This window comes from Streptomyces sp. NPDC104106, assembly GCF_055584345.1.
Genome location: NZ_JBVJMF010000027.1, coordinates 40,197 through 56,652 on the forward strand (window position 1 = coordinate 40,197; position 16,456 = coordinate 56,652).

Sequence of the window (16,456 nt, forward strand, 5' to 3'; positions counted from 1 at the left end):
TACACAACGCCCCCGAGGAAACGGAGTCGTTACCTCGGGGGCGGGGCGGGGAGCTGGTCGGCCGGTGGCGGAGGGGTGGTGCCGGCTTCGTGGTCGGTGCGGGTGACTTCGCCGACGAGGGCGAGCGGGTCGATGGGGCACCCCGCGCGCCCTCCGCGCCGCAATGCCCCGCCTGCTCACGCGAAGGAGCGTGCGGAACCGTTCCCCTACTTCCCGGGCGGGGCCGACTGCTGCGGGGTGATCGGTGTCGTCGCCTTCACCTGGGCGGAGTCCGCGTTGGCGAAGACCGAGGGGGCCGCGACCGAGGCCGCCGGGTCGGGGGTGTCCTCGGCGTCCTCCACGGACGTGGCACCGCCCACGATGCGGATCCGCGCCGCGTCGAACGCCCGCTTGATCCGCCAGCGCAGCTCCCGCTCCACCGTCAGCGCCTTGCCCGGCATCGTCTTCGCCGAGACCCGGACGACCATCGAGTCGATCAGGACCGAGTCCAGGCCGAGGACCTCGATCGGGCCCCACAGCAGCTCGTTCCAGGGCTCTTCCTTGCTCATGTGGTCGGCGACCTGGTCCAGCGTCTCCTTGACCTTCTCCAGGTCCTCGCCGGAGCGCACCGTGACGTCGACGCCCGCCGTCGCCCAGCCCTGCGAGAGGTTGCCGATCCGCTTGACCTCGCCGTTGCGGACGTACCAGATCTCACCGTCCGAGCCGCGCAGCTTCGTCACGCGCAGCCCGACCTCGATGACCTCACCGGTCGCGACCCCCGCGTCGATCACGTCCCCGACGCCGTACTGGTCCTCAAGGATCATGAACACGCCGGACAGGAAGTCCGTGACCAGGTTCCGCGCGCCGAAACCGATCGCCACACCGGCCACACCGGCCGAGGCCAGCAGCGGCGCCAGGTTGATCTTGAAGGTCGACAGCACCATCAGTGCCGCCGTGCCCATGATCAGGAAGCTCGCCACCGAGCGGAGCACGGAGCCGATCGCCGCCGACCGCTGGCGCCGCCGCTCGGCGTTCACCAGCAGCCCGCCCAGCGCGGTGCCGTCCACGGCCTGCGCGGTGCGGGCCATCCGCTCTATCAGCTTCGTGATCGCCCGCCGCACCACCGAGCGCAGCGCGACCGCGATCACCACGATCAGCAGGATCTGCAGACCCATCGCGAGCCATGTCGACCAGTTCTGCTCGACCCAGCTCGCCGCGTTCGTCGCGCTGTGCTGCGCGTCCTGGAACGAGGGAACGGCCGGTCCCGTCGACTCCGACGGGGAGGGGGACGGCGACGCACCGGCGGCCAGCAGGACGACGGGCAAGGACGACACGGCAGGTACCTCCAGGTGCTGCGCGGTCCGCACCGGCGGGGCGGTCAAGGGTTCCACGGACTTTCAAGGTCACGAAAAGGTCACCGGGCGGACAGGACCACCACACTAACGGGGCATTGTGTGTGCCCCGCGCGAATACGCCAAGGAGGCCCACAGGAGAGACCCGGCTCACCCTGGCTTGAACAGGCCGTGATCCGGGGGATGTATCCGGTGTGGTCGAAAACACTCCCAGCCCGTTACCGGGACATGGTGGCGCGTTCACCAGGCATGAGGGGAGACTGACCTCAGATCGTCCCGGCGCGAGCCACGCGCCGCCGACGCCCAAGGAGGCACCCGTGCCGCATGTCCTGGTCCTCAACGCGTCGTACGAGCCGCTCGGCGTCGTACCGCTCCGCCGCGCGCTCGTCCTCGTCCTGGAGAACAAGGCAGTCGCCTTGGAGGAGTCGGGCGCCTATATGCACAGCGCCACCGTCACAGTCCCCGCACCCAGCGTGGTCCGGCTCAAGCGATTCGTACGGGTTCCCTACCGGGGGCCCGTTCCTCTCACCCGCCGGGCGCTCTTCGCGCGCGACGGGGGTCGGTGCATGTACTGCGGTGGCGTCGCAACCAGCGTCGACCACGTCATCCCGCGCAGCCGCGGGGGCAAGCACGTCTGGGACAACGTGGTGGCGTCCTGCCGGCGCTGCAACCACGTCAAGGCCGACCGCCACCTCGTCGAACTGGGCTGGCGCCTGCGCCACAAGCCGGCCCCGCCGACCGGACTGGCCTGGCGCATCATCGGCACCGGCCATCGGGATCCGCGCTGGTTGCCCTACCTGCAGCCGTACGGGGCGGACGACGCCCTGGCCCGGATCGACGGCATCTCCGCCTGACGGTCCGGGCCCACGTCGTTCCGCGCCCGGTGCGGGGGTGCGCCGCGCCCCCCGCACCGGCCCTCCTTTCAGGTGCTCCGGCGATAGCCGGGAGTGCGGACGCGGACACGGGGTAGGCCTGCCGTACACACCGGCATGGACGACCGACCCCCACCCGAAGGAGGCCCCCGTGCCCGCATCGGCTCACCTCACCATCCCGGCCCAGTGGAAACACGAGGGAAAACGCCCGGCGGAGCCGTCCGCCACGACCGACGAGGCACCGCTGTGCGTCTTCAGCGCCGAGCGCGCCTGCGCCCAGGCGCCCCTGACCAGCGAGCCGCCCCTGCCCGACGCCGAACCCCTGACCAGTGAGCCGCCGCTCGCCGAGACCACCCCGCTGACCAGTGGATCCGACGCGTTCGGCGCGGGGTTGTAGATGACCGCGGCGCCCGAGGACCGCGCGGACGAGGCCCTCGCCCGGCTCGCCGAGCTGCACGGGGTCGCCACCTCCTACCGCCCCGCCCCGGACCGCACGGTCGCCGTCCCCGCCTCCGCCGTGGTCGCCGCCCTGGCCGCCCTCGGCGTCGACGCGACCGGTCCCGACGCCGTGCGCGCCGCCCTGGCCGACCGGGAGCGCGAACTGCGGGAGCGGCTGCTGCCGCCCACCCTCGTCCGCTGGACCGGCGACCCCGTCCCGGCCGCCCTCGCCGCACTGCCCGCCGGTACCCGGGTGACGGTACGGACCGAACAGGGCCGCCGGCAGGAGGGAATCGGCGAACTCCCGCTCGGCGTCCACCGGCTCAGCGCCGTCGCGCCCGACGGACGCACCGGGCACGCGCACCTCGTCGTCGCCCCCGACCGGCTCCCCGCCCCGGCCGGCCGTTCCCACGGGCTGCTCGTGCAGCTGTACTCCCTGCTCTCGCAACGCTCCTGGGGCATGGGTGACCTCGGGGACCTCGCCGAGCTGGCCGGCTGGGCCGGGCGCACCACCGGCGCCGGATTCGTCCAGGTCAACCCGCTGCACTCGGCCGTACCCGGCGCCCCCACCGACCCCTCGCCGTACCGCCCGTCCTCCCGCCGCTTCCCCGATCCCGTGCACCTGCGCATCGAGGACGTCCCCGAGTACGCGTACGTCGAGGGCGCCGAGGACCGCGAGCGGCTCGGCGCCCTGCGGGAGCGGGCCGCCCGGCTGCGCGCCGCCGTCCTCGACAAGGGCGCCCTCATCGACCGGGACGCCGTGTGGGAGCTGAAGCGCGAGGCCCTGGACATCGTCCTCGCCGTGCCCCTCGCCCCCGGCCGGCAGGCCGCCTACGACGCCTTCCGCGCCGCCCACGGCCAGGCCCTCACCGACCACGCCACCTGGTACGCCCTCGCCGAGACCCACGGCTGCGACTGGCACGCCTGGCCCGCCGGGCTGCGCGAGCCCCGCTCGCCCGCCACCGCGCAGGCACGCAGGGACCTCGCCGGCCGCGTCGAGTTCCACGCCCGTCTCGCCTGGCTCGCCGACGGCCAGCTGCGCGCCGCCCAGCGTGCCGCGTCAGAGGCCGGGATGCCGGTCGGCATCGTGCACGACCTCGCCGTCGGCGTGCACCCGCACGGCGCCGACGCCTGGGCGCAGCAGGACGTGTTCGCCGCCGGCATGTCCGTCGGCGCCCCGCCCGACGCCTTCAACGCCCGCGGCCAGGACTGGGGCCTGCCGCCCTGGCGCCCCGACCGGCTCGCCCGGTCCGGCTACGCCCCCTACCGCGACCTGCTGCGCGCCCTCTTCCGCTACGCCGGCGCCCTGCGCATCGACCACGTCATGGGCCTGTTCCGGCTGTGGTGGGTGCCGCGGGGCAGCGCGCCCACCGAGGGCACGTACGTGGCGTACGACGCCGACGCCATGCTCGCGGTCCTCGCCCTGGAGGCCGACCGCGCCGGGGCCGTCGTCATCGGCGAGGACCTGGGCACCGTCGAGCCCGGCGTGCGCGGGACGCTCCAGCGGCGGGGGGTGCTCGGCACGTCGGTGCTGTGGTTCGAACGGGACTGGGAGGGCGACGGACGCCCACTGCCGCCCGACCGCTGGCGCGCCGACTGCCTGGCCACCGCCACCACCCACGACCTGCCGCCCACCGCCGCCCGGCTCACCGGCGACCACGTCGGCCTGCGCGACCGGCTCGGCCTGCTCACCCGTCCGGCGGCCGAGGAGCGCACCGCGGCCGGCGCGGACACCGCCGAGTGGCTCGCCCTGCTCGCGAGCCTCGGCCTGCTGCACCGGCCGGCGGGCGGTCCGCCCGGCTCAGACGAGGAGGAGGAGATCCGCGCCGTCCACCGCTTCCTGCTGCGCACCCCGGCCCGGCTGATCGGCGTCTGGCTCCCGGACGGCGTCGGGGACCGCCGCCCGCAGAACCTGCCGGGCACCTGGGACCAGTACCCGAACTGGCGGCTGCCCATCGCGGACCGCGACGGCCGCCCGCTGCCGCTGGAGGAGCTGACGGCGTCGCCCCGGCTGCGGGCGCTCCTCGGTGTGTTCACCCAGGTGGGTGACATGTCGGCCGGTTGTACGGGACCCCGCGCGCGCATCCGTCCGAGTGATTCGCTAACTTGAGATCGTGGACAAGAAGAACGCCCTGCGCGCCGGCGCCCTGGCCGCCGGTACGACGCTGATGATGCTGCTCATGTCGTCCCCCGCGCTCGCGCTGACCCGCGACGACGGTGACGACCCCGGCAAGGGCCTGAGCGTCATCCAGACGCTGGGCCTCTACGTGCTGATCCCGCTGGCCCTGTTCGCCGTCATCGCCGGCCTGGTGATGGCGCTCGACAAGTCCAAGGTCCGGAGCCTCAAGCCGTCCTCCAACACCGACACGAAGTCCGGCGCCAAGGCCTGATCCGGCCGGACACCGGTTCTTCTCCTTCGCCGGGGGCGCCTGACCTCCCGTCGGTACGCACGTTCGGCGTACCCGGGTGGGGTCGGCGCCCTCGGCGTTTCGCCGTTCCGCCGTTGTCCCGTTCGGCGGTGCGGCCGCCGTGTTGTGCGGCGCGGCGCCCGCCTCTACGAGGCCCTGCGCGGCGGCCGCTTCGTCCTGATCACCCCGGAGCCGTACGCGGCGCGGCCGGGCCGCGAGGACCGGCTGACCGCGGCGCACCGGGCGAGCGACCGCCGTACGGCCGTGCCGGTGCGCCCCGACGGGCACGCGGCCTGGGCGGCGGAGGCCGCGGATCCGGCGGCGATCGAGAGGGCGCTCGCGGCGCACGTGGGGCGATAGCCGGTCGGTGGCCGAAGGCCGAGCGTGAGCTGACGGGCGAGGACTGAAGGACGAGGCCGGGCGGGGATGCCCGAGGGCGATGGCCGGGCGGGTGGGGCGGCCGGACGCTGGTGCCCGGGCAGGCGACGTTCGCCCCGTCGCGACGCCCGGCACGCTCCCCCGCTGCGCGGGAGGTGCCCCCACTCGCCGCACCGGCCGAAAGCCCACGTACGCCCAGTACGAGGACTTCCGGCCGGCACGCCGACAGCACGCACCGGACGCCGCTCCCTGACGGGCAAACGTTGCCTGCCGGGACACTAGTGCTCCGCCGCCTCCTGTGTCCCTGCCAGCAACTCCCTGAGCAGGTCGGCCAGTTGGCCGGCCTGCTCGTCGTCCAGGGCGGACACGGCCGCCGTCTGGACGTCGAGGCCGGCGCCGACCGCCTGGTCGATGACGTCCAGCCCCTTGTCGGTCAGCGTCACCTTCAGTCCGCGGCGGTCGTGGGGGTCTGGGGAGCGGCGCAGCAGGCCCGCCCGCTCCAGTTTGTCGAGGCGGCCGGTCATGCCGCCGGTGGTGAGCATGAGCGTGGCCGACAGCTGGCGCGGGGAGAGGGTGTAGGGCTCGCCGGAGCGGCGCAGCGTCGCCAGCACGTCGAACTCGCCGCGTGAGATGCCGTACGGCTGGTACGCCTTCTCCATGCGGTCGCCCATGGTGCGGGAGAGGCGGTAGATCCGCCCGAAGATCTCCATCGCCCGGGTCTCCAGGTCGGGGCGGACGGCCGCCCACTGGCCGATGATCGCGTCGACGGCATCCCCGCGCTGCTCCGGATCTTCGCTCATGCGCCGAGTATCGCGCCCTCCTTGGTCGCTCGCAAGAAAGTAGATCAGTAAAAAGCCTCTTGCGGAAAAGTAGCTTAGAGCTAAGCTATTTTTCATCAAGCTACTCCTGGCCGAGCTACCTCCGGTCAGCGACGTCCTGAGGAGGCCGGCACGATGAAGCGCACCAGGTCCGTGGACGAGCGCGTTCCGGGAGAATGGGCCCTGCCCGTCACCGCCGCGGTCAACGGCGTCGGCACCGGCATGTACGTCCCGTTCACGCTGGTCTTCTTCCATGCCGTGACCGGGCTGTCCTTCCCGGTCGTCGGCGCCGTGCTCACGGCCACCGGCCTGGCGGGCATCGCCGTACTGCCGCTCGCCGGTACGGCGGTGGACCGGTACGGCGCGAAGCCGATGCTGTACCTGCTCTACGGCGTCCGGGCCGCCGGCTTCGCCCTCTACCCCTTCGCCCACTCCCTGCCCGCCTTCGCGGCCGTCGCGCTCGTCACCGCGGCCGCCGACCGGGCCTTCCCCGCCGCCCAGCAGTCGCTGATCGGCGAACTGGCGCGCGGGACCGGGCAGGACCGGCTCCAGGCGGCCACGCGGGCGCTCCAGAACGCCGGCAACGGCGCGGGCGCGCTGCTCGCCACGCTGGTCATCTCCCTCGCGGGCAGCACCGGCTACACCTACGCGGCCTGGGGCAACGCCCTCTCCTTCGCGCTCGCGGCGCTGCTGCTGCGCCCGCTGCGGCCGCTGCGCGCGGCGGACGGGGGCCCGGGGCCGCGCGGGGCGGGCGGGGGGTACCGGCTGGTGCTCGCCGACCGTCCCTTCCTGGTCCTCACCGGCGCCAACTTCCTGAACGCGCTGAGCTATTCGGCCCTCTCCGTGCTCTTCCCGCTGTTCGTGGTGGAGTGGCTGCACGGTCCCGCGGCGCTCACCGGCGCCGCGTTCACCCTCAACACCGTGCTGTGCGCGGTGGCCGGGGTCTCCGTCGGCGCGCGGGTGCGGCGTACGGGCGCCCGGCGCACCCGGGCGGCGGCGCTGGGCGGGGCCCTGTTCGCGGCCGCGTTCGCCACGCAGATCGTGCTCGGCACGCTGCGGCCCGGCTCCGCGGTGGTGCTGGGCGGCGCGCTGATCGCCGTGACCGTCGTCTACACCCTGGGCGAGCTGATCCACAGCCCGGCCGCCCAGGTGCTCGCGGTCGCGGCGGCGCCCGAGGCGGTGCGCGGGCGCTACCAGGCCGCGCACCAGATGTCCTGGTCGCTGGCGAAGGCGGTGGCGCCCTCCCTGTTCACGGCCCTGCTCGCGCTGGACGGCCGGGCGCCGTGGATGCTCCTCATCGCCACCTCGGCCCTCGCGGCCACCCTCCTGATCCGCGTCGAGCGCCGGCTGCCGGCGGACGCGGTACGGCCGCGGCCGGCGCCGGTGGCGTCCTGTACCGCCGTCCCCGCCCCCCTCGCCTCCCCCGTCCCCGCCGCATCCGAAGGAGTCCGGCCGTGAACCGGTCCCTGACCACCGTCGCGCTCACCGCCCTCGCCCCCGTCTCCTGGGGCACCACCTACGCGGTGACCACCGAGTTCCTGCCGCCGGACCGCCCGCTGTTCACGGCCCTCGTGCGTGCCCTGCCCGCCGGGCTCGTGCTGCTCGCGGTGGCCCGCGTGCTGCCGAAGGGCGCCTGGTGGTGGAAGTCGCTGCTGCTCGGCGCGCTGAACATCGGTGCCTTCTTCCCGTTGCTGTTCGTCTCGGCGTACCGGCTGCCCGGCGGCATGGCGGCCGTCGTGGGCTCGGTCCAGCCGCTGTTCGTCGTCGGCCTCTCGGCGCTGCTGCTGGGGCGGCGGCCGGCCGGGCGCACGGTCGCCACCGGCGTCGTCGCCGCGCTCGGCGTCAGCCTGGTCGTCCTCCAGGGAGCCGGGGCCCTCGACGTGGTCGGGGTGCTCGCGGCCGTGGCCTCCACCGCCTCGATGGCCGTCGGTACGGTGCTGACGAAGCGGTGGGGCCGCCCGGACGGCGTCGGCCCGCTCGCCCTCACCGGCTGGCAGCTCACCGCGGGCGGCCTGCTCATCGCGCCGGTCGCCCTCCTCGCCGAGGGCGCCCCGCCGGCCCTGGACGCCGGAGCCGTGGGCGGCTACGCCTATCTGGCCCTGGCCAACACGGCGGTGGCCTACTGGCTGTGGTTCCGCGGCATCGGCCGGCTCGGCGCGCCCCAGGTCGCCTTCCTCGGCCCGCTGTCCCCGCTGACCGCGGCCGTCGTCGGCTGGGCGGCGCTCGGGCAGGCGCTGACGCCGGTGCAGGTGGCGGGCATGGCGCTGGCCTTCGGGGCGACGCTGGCGGGCCAGCTCGGCGCAGGCGGCGGAGGTGGCGGAGGTGGCGGAGTCGGGGCTGGGGGCGCCAGGCGACCTTTCAGGTTTTCTGAAAAGAACGGTCGAAAAGATTCGATGGACCTGACAGACGGCTGCTTGCGACGGTAGCGGGAGCGATCAGCCGCTCCCGCTCCCGCCGAAAGGACTCCCGTGACCGCCGTCCTACCCCGGACCGTCACCCCCTCCCCCTCCCCGTCATCCTCGACCTCCTCCACCGGCTCGCCCGCTTCCTCCCGCCCCGCCGCTCCCCTCCTCGGGCTCGCCTGCGCAGCCCTCGCCACGGTCGTCTGGTCGGGCAGCTTCGTCACCTCCCGAGGTCTGCACGACAGCGTCCCGCCCATCCAGCACGCCTTCTGGCGCTGGGTGATCGCGCTGCTCGCCGTGGCTCCCTTCGGCGCCCGCCAGGCCTGGCGCCGGCGGGCGCTGCTGCGCCGCCACGCCCGGTACGTCCTGCTCGCCTCCCTCCTCGGGGTGGCCGTCTACAACACCCTCGTCAACCAGGCCGGACTGACCACCCCGGCCGCCACGATGGGCATGATCATGGCGGCCTCGCCGGTACTCATGGCGCTCTTCGAACGGCTGGGCGGCGTACGGCTCGGCGCGCGGCGCACGGCGGGACTGCTGATCGCCTGCGCGGGCGTGGCACTCCTCGTGGGCGGCGCCGCCCGCTTCTCCACCGGCGACCTCTGGATGATCGCGGCCGCCTGCTGCTTCGCGGGCTACAGCGCGCTGCTGCGCCGGAGGCCGGCGGAACTCGGCGGTACCGCCTTCCTGTTCACCACGTTCGTCGTCGGCACCCTCCTCCTCCTGCCCGTCCAGGTGGCGAGCGTGGCCGTCGAGGGCGGCTTCACCCCCACCGCCGGCACGGTCCTGCCGCTCCTCTACGTGGGCGTGGCCTCCTCGGCCCTCGCCTTCTTCGCCTGGAACAAGGCCATCACCCTGATCGGCGCCACCCGCGCGGGCATCGTCTACTACCTCCAGCCGGTCTGCGTGGCCCTGCTGTCCTGGCCGCTCCTCGGCGAGACGACCGGCTGGCCCCAACTGCTCTCGCTGCTCCTGATCCTGGCCGGCGTCATCCTGGGCGCGGGCACGCGCCGCTGACGGCGGTGGTGACGTGTAGCTTTCCGGCATGGTCGAGTGGGACATCCGGAAGCTGCAGATCCTGCGCACCCTGCGGGAGCGGGAGACGGTGACCGCGGCGGCCGAGGCGCTGCACATGACGCCCTCGGCGGTGTCGCAGCAGCTGACCAACCTCGCCCGGCAGCTGGGGGTGCCCCTGCTGGAGGCGCGGGGGCGCCGGGTGCGGCTCACCGACGCGGCCCGGCTGGTGCTGGAGCGGACGGAGCCGGTGTTCGAGCAACTGGAGCGCGTGGAGGCCGCGTTGGCGGCGTACCGGCAGGGGGAGGCGGGGGAGGTGCGGGTGGGCGCGTTCCCCACCGCCGTCCCCGCGCTCGTCGTACCGGCCGTACGCTCCCTGCGCAAGGCGCACCCCGGGGTGAGCGTGCGCGTACGGGAGGCGGAGGCGGCCGAGGCGTACGACCTCCTGGCCGCCGCCGAGGTGGACCTCGCCCTGTCCCTGGCGGCCGAGGCCCCGAGCGCGGCCGACCCCCGCTTCACCCAGGTCCCCCTGCTCGCGGACCCGTTGGACATCGCCCTGCCCCCCGACCACCCCCTCGCCCGCGCGGCGACCCTGTCCCTGCCGGACCTGGCCGCCGAAAGCTGGATCTTCGGCGGCAGCGGCCCCTGGTCGGACATCACCCGCCGCGCCTGCGAGGCCGCCGGCTTCAGCCCCCACCAGGGCCACTGCGCCGCGGGCTGGACCGCGATCCTCGCCATGGTGGAGGCGGGGATGGGGGTGGCCCTGGTCCCGAGGATGGCCGCCGGCCGGCGTGACGGCGTGGTGATGCGCGATCTCGGCCCTGACGGCCCGGTCCGGCACGTGACGGCGGCGGTCCGCAGGGGCGGGGAGAGCGGACGGGCGGTGAGCCGGGTACTGCAGGCCCTTCAGGGCGCGGCCACCACCGCCGGCGTCACTCGGGCGTGAACTCGTACCGCACCTCGTGGTTCACCGGTGCCCTCGGCTGAGGAGGCCGGGCATGGACGAGGGCGCCCGGTACGGCGTCCGGGCGCCCTCGTGACCGTGGTGGTGCCTACGCGCCGGCCGCCGCGTCCGCCGCCTGGGCCCGCAGGGCGCGCTCCACGCCCGCGCGGGACTCGGAGACGAGGCGGCGCAGGGCCGCGGTCGGGTCGGCCGCGGAGAGCCAGGTGTCCGTCTTGGCCAGGGTCTCCTCGGAGACCTGGACCGACGGGTACAGGCCGATGGCGATCTGCTGGGCCATCTCGTGCGAACGGGAGTCCCAGACGCCCTTGAGGACCTCGAAGTACCTGTCCGCGTACGGCGCCAGCAGCTCGCGCTGGTCGGTCTGCACGAAGCCGCCGATCACGGCCTCCTGCACGGCGTTGGGCAGCTTGTCGGAGTCGATCACCGACGCCCAGGCCTCCGCCTTGGCCTCCTCCGTCGGCCGGGCCGCGCGGGCGGTGGCCGCGTGCCGCTCGCCGGCCGCGGTCTTGTCCCGCTCGTACTCGGCCGCGATCTCCGCCTCGTCGAAGCGGCCGACCGCCGCCAGCCGCTCCACGAACGCCCAGCGCAGCTCGGTGTCCACGGCCAGGCCCTCGATGGTCTGCGTGCCCTCCAGCAGCGCCTCCAGCAGGTCCAGCTGCTCCGGGGTGCGGGCCGTCGCCGCGAAGGCGCGGGCCCACGCCAGCTGGTGGTCGCGTCCGGGCTCGGCCGCGCGCAGATGCGCCAGCGTCGCGTCGGTCCAGCGGGTCAGCAGGGCCTCGCGGCCGGCCGGGTCGGCGTACAGGTCGATGGCGAGCTTGACCTGGCGGTGCAGCGACTGCACCACACCGATGTCGGACTCCTTGCCGATGCCCGACAGGACCAGGGAGAGGTAGTCGCGGGCGGCCAGTTCGGCGTCCCGCGTCATGTCCCAGGCCGACGCCCAGCACAGGGCACGCGGAAGGGACTGCTCGAAGTCGCCCAGGTGCTCGGTGACCGTCTTCAGCGACTCGTCGTCCAGGCGGACCTTGGCGTACGACAGGTCGTCGTCGTTGAGCAGCACGACCGCCGGGCGGCGCCTGCCGTTCAGCTGCGGCACGGCCGTCAGCTCGCCGTCGACGTCCAGCTCGATCCGCTCGGTGCGCACCAGCTTGCCGGAGTCGGAGAGGTCGTAGAGGCCGATGGCGACGCGGTGCGGGCGCAGGACCGGCTCGCCCTTGGCGCCGGCGGGCAGCGCCGGGGCCTCCTGGCGGACGGCGAAGGAGGTGACGACACCGTCGGCGTCGGTGGCGATCTCCGGGCGCAGGATGTTGATGCCCGCCGTCTCCAGCCACTTCTTCGACCAGGTCTTCAGATCGCGGCCGGAGGTCTCCTCCAGGGCGCCGAGCAGGTCGGACAGGCGCGTGTTGCCGAACGCGTGGCGCTTGAAGTAGGCCTGCACGCCCTTGAAGAACTCGTCCTCACCGACGTACGCGACGAGCTGCTTCAGCACGCTCGCGCCCTTGGCGTAGGTGATGCCGTCGAAGTTGACGAGCACGTCGTCCAGGTCGCGGATGTCCGCCATGATCGGGTGTGTGGAGGGCAGCTGGTCCTGCCGGTACGCCCAGGTCTTCATGGAGTTGGCGAACGTGGTCCACGAGTGCGGCCAGCGCGAGCCGGGGGCGGCGGCCTGGCAGGCGATGGAGGTGTAGGTGGCGAACGACTCGTTCAGCCACAGGTCGTTCCACCACTCCATCGTCACGAGGTCGCCGAACCACATGTGGGCCAGCTCGTGCAGGATGGTCTCGGCCCGCATCTCGTAGGCCGCGTCGGTCACCTTGGAGCGGAAGACGTACTGGTCCCGGATGGTGACGGCACCGGCGTTCTCCATCGCGCCCGCGTTGAACTCCGGCACGAACAGCTGGTCGTACTTCGCGAAGGGGTACGCGTAGTCGAACTTCTCCTGGAACCAGTCGAAGCCCTGCCGGGTCACCTCGAAGATGGCGTCCGAGTCGAGGAACTCGGCGAGCGAGGGACGGCAGTAGATGCCGAGCGGCACGGACTGGCCGTCCTTCTCGTACACGCTGTGCACCGAGTGGTACGGGCCGGCGATCAGCGCGGTGATGTACGTCGAGATGCGCGGGGTCGGCTCGAAGGTCCAGACGTTGTCCTTCGGCTCGGGCGTCGGCGAGTTCGACACCACCGTCCAGCCCTCGGGCGCCGTGACGGTGAACTGGAAGGTGGCCTTCAGGTCCGGCTGCTCGAACGAGGCGAACACCCGGCGGGCGTCCGGCACCTCGAACTGGGTGTAGAGGTAGGCCTGTTCGTCGACGGGGTCGACGAACCGGTGCAGCCCCTCGCCGGTGTTGGTGTACGCGCAGTCGGCGACGACCCGCAGGACGTTGCGCCCCTCCAGCAGCCCGGGCAGCGCGATCCGCGAGTCCGCGAAGACCTCGGCGGGGTCGAGCGCGTCGCCGTTCAGGGTCACCTCGTGGACGGTGGGCGCCACCAGGTCGATGAAGGACTCGGCACCGCCGCGGGCGACGTCGAAGCGCACCGTGGTCGCGGACCGGTAGGTACCGCCCTCCTGCGCGCCGGAGAGGTCGAGATCGATCTCGTACGAGTCAACGGTGAGCAGCTCGGCCCGCTGCTGCGCCTCTTCGCGAGTCAGGTTTGTGCCAGGCACGCGGTCATCTCCTCGTTATGTCTGGGTTCCGCCATCCTTCCATGGGACCCGTGGGGAACGCGATGTCCGGATCCCGCCGGTGACGGCGGCGCCGGAAACGGACGCTGGTCCCATGACGACGACAACGGCCCACGCCACGACCCGCACCGCCCGTCCGATCCCGCCGGAGGTCGCCCGCGCCCTGCGGGTCACGGACGACGCGGGCCGCCCGATGGCCCCCTTCACCGACGAGGAGGGCGGCGCCCCGCTGCGCTGCTGCCTGCGCCGCAGCGCGCCGGGGGAGCGCATCGCCCTGGTGTCGTACGCGCCGCTGCGCCGCTGGGCGGCGCGCACGGGCGCCCGCCCCGGCGCCTACGACGAACAGGGCCCGGTCTTCCTCCACGCCGAACCCTGCGCGGGCCCCGCCGACCCCGCCGCCCTGCCCTACACCGACGCCCACCGCGTCCTGCGCCGCTACTCCGCCGAGGGCCACATCCTGGGCGGCCGCCTGGTCCGCGACGACTTCCCGGCCGCCCTCGCCGAGGCCTTCGCCGACCCGGAGGTGGCGCTGGTGCACGTGCGGGCGGTGGAGTACGGGTGCTTCCTCTACGAGGTGCGGCGGGACGCGCGTTCGTAGTCGCCCCCGCCCGCTCGCGCCGCCCCGCCAGCGCCCGCGCGAACTCCCGTACCGTCCCCGTCTGCGCGCAGAGGGCTTCCTGGAGCGTGGTGGCCGCCGGGCCCGGCAGCGCAGTGGGAGCCCGCGCGGTGCGCCAGTACGGCGGGGCCAGGGCGATCAGCGGGACCGACGCGAGGTCCGACAGGCCGACGCGGTCCCGCGCCGCCGGCGGATGGCGGCGGGAGACGGTCACGCTCTGGAGCCGGCCGGGGGCACGGCGGCCGGCTCGGCGGCGCTGCTCCTGGTCTGGGGCTGCGCCTACGGCGGGGTGTCCGGCTGCGCGCAGAACCGGCTGGCCGCCGCGGCGCCAGGGGGCCCCGGAGGCGGCCTCCGCGCTGTTCGCCGCGGTGCTCAACACGGCGATCGCGCTGGGCGCCTTCACGGGCGGGCGGCTCGCGGACGGGCCGGGGCCGACCGCCGTACCGGCCGCGGACACGCGCGGGGCGGCGGCGTGAGGTCACGGGGACGGGAAGGGCGGCCGCGTGAGACGCGACCGCCCTGCGCCGTACAGCCGGGACTACTTCGCGGACAGCTCCGCCGCCACCAGCTCCGCGATCTGGACCGCGTTCAGCGCGGCGCCCTTGCGGAGGTTGTCGTTGGAGATGAACAGCGCGAGGCCGTTGTCCACCGTCTCGTCGCGGCGGACGCGGCCGACGTACGACGGGTCCTGACCGGCGGCCTGCAGCGGGGTCGGGATGTCGGAGAGGGCGACGCCCGGTGCCTTCGCCAGCAGCTCGGTCGCGCGCTCCGGGGAGAGCGGGCGGCCGAAGCGGGCGTTGACCTGCAGGGAGTGGCCGGAGAACACCGGGACGCGCACACAGGTGCCGGAGACCTTCAGCCCCGGGATCTCCAGGATCTTGCGGGACTCGTTGCGCAGCTTCTGCTCCTCGTCGGTCTCGTTCAGACCGTCGTCGACGAGGTTGCCCGCGAAGGGCAGCACGTTGAAGGCGATGGTGCGCTTGTAGACCTGCGGCTCGGGGAAGTCGACCGCCTGGCCGTCGTGGGTGAGCCTGTCGGCCTCGGCGGCGACCTTCTGCACCTGGCCGTGCAACTCGGCCACGCCCGCGAGGCCCGAGCCGGACACCGCCTGGTAGGTGGCGACGACGAGGGCCTGGAGGTCCGCCTCCTCGTGCAGCACCTTCAGGGCCGGCATCGCGGCCATCGTGGTGCAGTTCGGGTTGGCGATGATGCCCTTGGGACGGTCGGCGATCGCGTGCGGGTTCACCTCGGAGACGACCAGCGGGACCTCGGGGTCCATGCGCCAGGCCGAGGAGTTGTCGATCACGACGGCGCCCTGGGAGGCGACCTTCGGCGCCAGCGCCCTGGAGGTCGCGCCGCCCGCGGAGAAGAGCACGATGTCGAGGCCGGTGTAGTCGGCGGTCGCCGCGTCCTCCACGGTCACGCCGTCCAGCACGGTGCCCGCCGAGCGGGCCGAGGCGAACAGGCGCAGCTGCGTCACCGGGAAGTCGCGCTCCGTGAGGATCCTGCGCATGACCGTGCCGACCTGACCGGTGGCTCCGACGATTCCGATCCTCACAGCGACTCCTCTGTTTCCGTCTCTTCCATGACCAGGTGCGTGACCGGGGCATTTCCATCATGCGGCCCACCCCGGTCCGCCTGTCCAATTCTTTGCCGGGCGTGCCCGAGGAGTGGGACACGCTTCCCTCGGACGACGGTTCCACACCTGCGTCGTTCCCCGCGCTGAGCTGGAGGAATTCCCCCACGAGGGGGTCCGCGCCGCAAGCTGTGCTGTCCCGCCCCTGCCCGTGCGGACCCCCGCCACACGGCGGTGTGACGTACGCCTCGCGGGACGTACGGAGCGGGCCGAACGTTTTCCGCTGCTCCGGCGTCATAGGGCAAACGCGTGAGGGGGTGGCGTGTGCTGCGCGGAGGGGCGCGCCGTGACCAGGTGTCGTACGGGGCCGGTACGGACGGCGGTGCCGGTGACGACCCGCTGGACGCGGCCCAGGAACGCCGGGTGAGGGCGGTGCTCGCGCTCGGCGGGGTGCCGCAGTCGGACCTGCCGGACGGGGTACAGCAGGTCCGGCTGCGGCTGCTGGAGCGGACCGCGAACGGCCAGGAGGCGCCGCGGGACGTGTCGGCGTGGGCGGCGGTCGTCGCCTCCCGCCTCGCCATGGACTGGCACCGGGCCAGGCGGCGCCAGGAACGGCTTGGCGAGCGCCTGGCCGCGCTGCGCGCACCCGCGCACCCCTCCGGCGAGGAGACCAGCGTGCTCTCCCTCGCCGTGGCCCAGGGCCTGGACGACCTGCCCGCCGCCCAGCGCCAGGTGCTCGTGCTGCGCTTCTTCGCCGACCTGCCCGTGCGGGCCATCGCCGAGGAGCTGGGCATCCCGGAGGGCACGGTCAAGAGCAGGCTGCACACGGCGGTCCGCGCCCTGCGCGACCGGCTGCACGAGGACGAGGTGGTGTGACATGACCGCCGGGCACGGGGGTTTGGACGGCGAGGGCCGCGGGGGCAGCGGGGGCAGCGGGGGCCCCGGGCGTAGCGGGGGAG

15 protein-coding genes are annotated in these 16,456 nt (G+C 73.9%); 11 read left to right on the forward strand and 4 right to left on the reverse strand.

Annotation, left to right across the window (positions count from 1 at the left end):
* Positions 1–206 precede the first annotated feature (206 nt).
* Positions 207–1,313, reverse strand: coding sequence for a mechanosensitive ion channel family protein (locus ACZ60X_RS39395; protein WP_469609608.1), 1,107 nt, complete (start codon positions 1,311–1,313; stop codon positions 207–209).
* 335 nt (positions 1,314–1,648) lie between these two features.
* Here ACZ60X_RS39395 and ACZ60X_RS39400 point away from each other — a divergent pair, with 335 nt between their 5' ends.
* The 5 genes from ACZ60X_RS39400 (at position 1,649) to ACZ60X_RS39420 (ending at position 5,409) form a co-directional block, all read left to right on the forward strand.
* Positions 1,649–2,185, forward strand: a complete 537-nt coding sequence (locus ACZ60X_RS39400; protein WP_450672165.1) for an HNH endonuclease — start codon at positions 1,649–1,651, stop codon at positions 2,183–2,185.
* A gap of 169 nt (positions 2,186–2,354) precedes the next feature.
* Entirely contained in the window at positions 2,355–2,600 is a 246-nt protein-coding gene (locus tag ACZ60X_RS39405; RefSeq protein ID WP_469609612.1) for a hypothetical protein, read from the forward strand.
* Positions 2,601–4,751 (forward strand): 4-alpha-glucanotransferase, encoded by a 2,151-nt coding sequence (malQ, locus tag ACZ60X_RS39410; protein ID WP_469609614.1) that lies wholly within the window; start codon positions 2,601–2,603, stop codon positions 4,749–4,751. It begins immediately after the preceding gene.
* A gap of 4 nt (positions 4,752–4,755) precedes the next feature.
* Positions 4,756–5,031, forward strand: coding sequence for a hypothetical protein (locus ACZ60X_RS39415; RefSeq protein ID WP_469609618.1), 276 nt, complete (start codon positions 4,756–4,758; stop codon positions 5,029–5,031).
* 144 nt (positions 5,032–5,175) lie between these two features.
* Positions 5,176–5,409, forward strand: a complete 234-nt coding sequence (locus ACZ60X_RS39420; RefSeq protein WP_469609621.1) for an aromatic-ring hydroxylase C-terminal domain-containing protein — start codon at positions 5,176–5,178, stop codon at positions 5,407–5,409.
* Between the two features lie 296 nt (positions 5,410–5,705).
* Here the strand turns inward: ACZ60X_RS39420 and ACZ60X_RS39425 are convergent, their stop codons facing one another.
* Complete coding sequence (locus tag ACZ60X_RS39425) at positions 5,706–6,227, reverse strand: MarR family winged helix-turn-helix transcriptional regulator (RefSeq protein ID WP_469609624.1); 522 nt, start codon at positions 6,225–6,227, stop codon at positions 5,706–5,708.
* A gap of 153 nt (positions 6,228–6,380) precedes the next feature.
* Here ACZ60X_RS39425 and ACZ60X_RS39430 point away from each other — a divergent pair, with 153 nt between their 5' ends.
* Genes ACZ60X_RS39430 through ACZ60X_RS39445 form a run of 4 tightly spaced genes read left to right on the forward strand, consistent with a single transcriptional unit; the run spans position 6,381 to position 10,607 of the window.
* On the forward strand, positions 6,381–7,703 hold the full coding sequence (locus ACZ60X_RS39430; RefSeq protein ID WP_469609627.1) for an MFS transporter: 1,323 nt from the start codon (positions 6,381–6,383) through the stop codon (positions 7,701–7,703).
* The gene (locus tag ACZ60X_RS39435) at positions 7,700–8,671 is read left to right on the forward strand and encodes an EamA family transporter (RefSeq protein ID WP_469609631.1); all 972 of its coding nucleotides are present in this window, start codon (positions 7,700–7,702) and stop codon (positions 8,669–8,671) included. Before ACZ60X_RS39430 ends, ACZ60X_RS39435 begins: the two co-directional genes overlap by 4 nt.
* A 42-nt stretch (positions 8,672–8,713) precedes the next feature.
* Positions 8,714–9,664, forward strand: coding sequence for a DMT family transporter (locus tag ACZ60X_RS39440; protein ID WP_469609634.1), 951 nt, complete (start codon positions 8,714–8,716; stop codon positions 9,662–9,664).
* Positions 9,665–9,692: 28 nt separating this feature from the next.
* Complete coding sequence (locus ACZ60X_RS39445; RefSeq protein WP_469609637.1) at positions 9,693–10,607, forward strand: LysR family transcriptional regulator; 915 nt, start codon at positions 9,693–9,695, stop codon at positions 10,605–10,607.
* Between the two features lie 106 nt (positions 10,608–10,713).
* Here the strand turns inward: ACZ60X_RS39445 and pepN are convergent, their stop codons facing one another.
* Positions 10,714–13,287 carry an aminopeptidase N gene (gene pepN / locus ACZ60X_RS39450; RefSeq protein WP_469609640.1) on the reverse strand — a complete coding sequence of 858 codons (2,574 nt, stop codon included), beginning with the start codon at positions 13,285–13,287 and terminating at the stop codon, positions 10,714–10,716.
* 112 nt (positions 13,288–13,399) lie between these two features.
* On the opposite strand from pepN, the gene ACZ60X_RS39455 reads away from it, so the two are divergent.
* Entirely contained in the window at positions 13,400–13,903 is a 504-nt protein-coding gene (locus ACZ60X_RS39455; RefSeq protein WP_469609643.1) for a DUF1203 domain-containing protein, read from the forward strand.
* Positions 13,904–14,459: 556 nt separating this feature from the next.
* Here the strand turns inward: ACZ60X_RS39455 and ACZ60X_RS39460 are convergent.
* Positions 14,460–15,479 (reverse strand): aspartate-semialdehyde dehydrogenase, encoded by a 1,020-nt coding sequence (locus ACZ60X_RS39460; protein WP_469609646.1) that lies wholly within the window; start codon positions 15,477–15,479, stop codon positions 14,460–14,462.
* A 342-nt stretch (positions 15,480–15,821) separates the two neighbouring features.
* Between ACZ60X_RS39460 and ACZ60X_RS39465 the strand changes: the two genes are divergently transcribed.
* Positions 15,822–16,373 (forward strand): RNA polymerase sigma factor, encoded by a 552-nt coding sequence (locus tag ACZ60X_RS39465; protein WP_469609806.1) that lies wholly within the window; start codon positions 15,822–15,824, stop codon positions 16,371–16,373.
* Positions 16,374–16,456 lie beyond the last annotated feature (83 nt).

Coding starts and splice junctions, on each gene's coding strand:
- ACZ60X_RS39455 (WP_469609643.1), top strand. CDS start 13,400: ATGACGACGACAACGGCCCACGCCACGACCCGCACCGCCCGTCCGATC.
- ACZ60X_RS39430 (WP_469609627.1), top strand. CDS start 6,381: ATGAAGCGCACCAGGTCCGTGGACGAGCGCGTTCCGGGAGAATGGGCC.
- ACZ60X_RS39425 (WP_469609624.1), bottom strand. CDS start 6,227: ATGAGCGAAGATCCGGAGCAGCGCGGGGATGCCGTCGACGCGATCATC.
- malQ (WP_469609614.1), top strand. CDS start 2,601: ATGACCGCGGCGCCCGAGGACCGCGCGGACGAGGCCCTCGCCCGGCTC.
- ACZ60X_RS39445 (WP_469609637.1), top strand. CDS start 9,693: ATGGTCGAGTGGGACATCCGGAAGCTGCAGATCCTGCGCACCCTGCGG.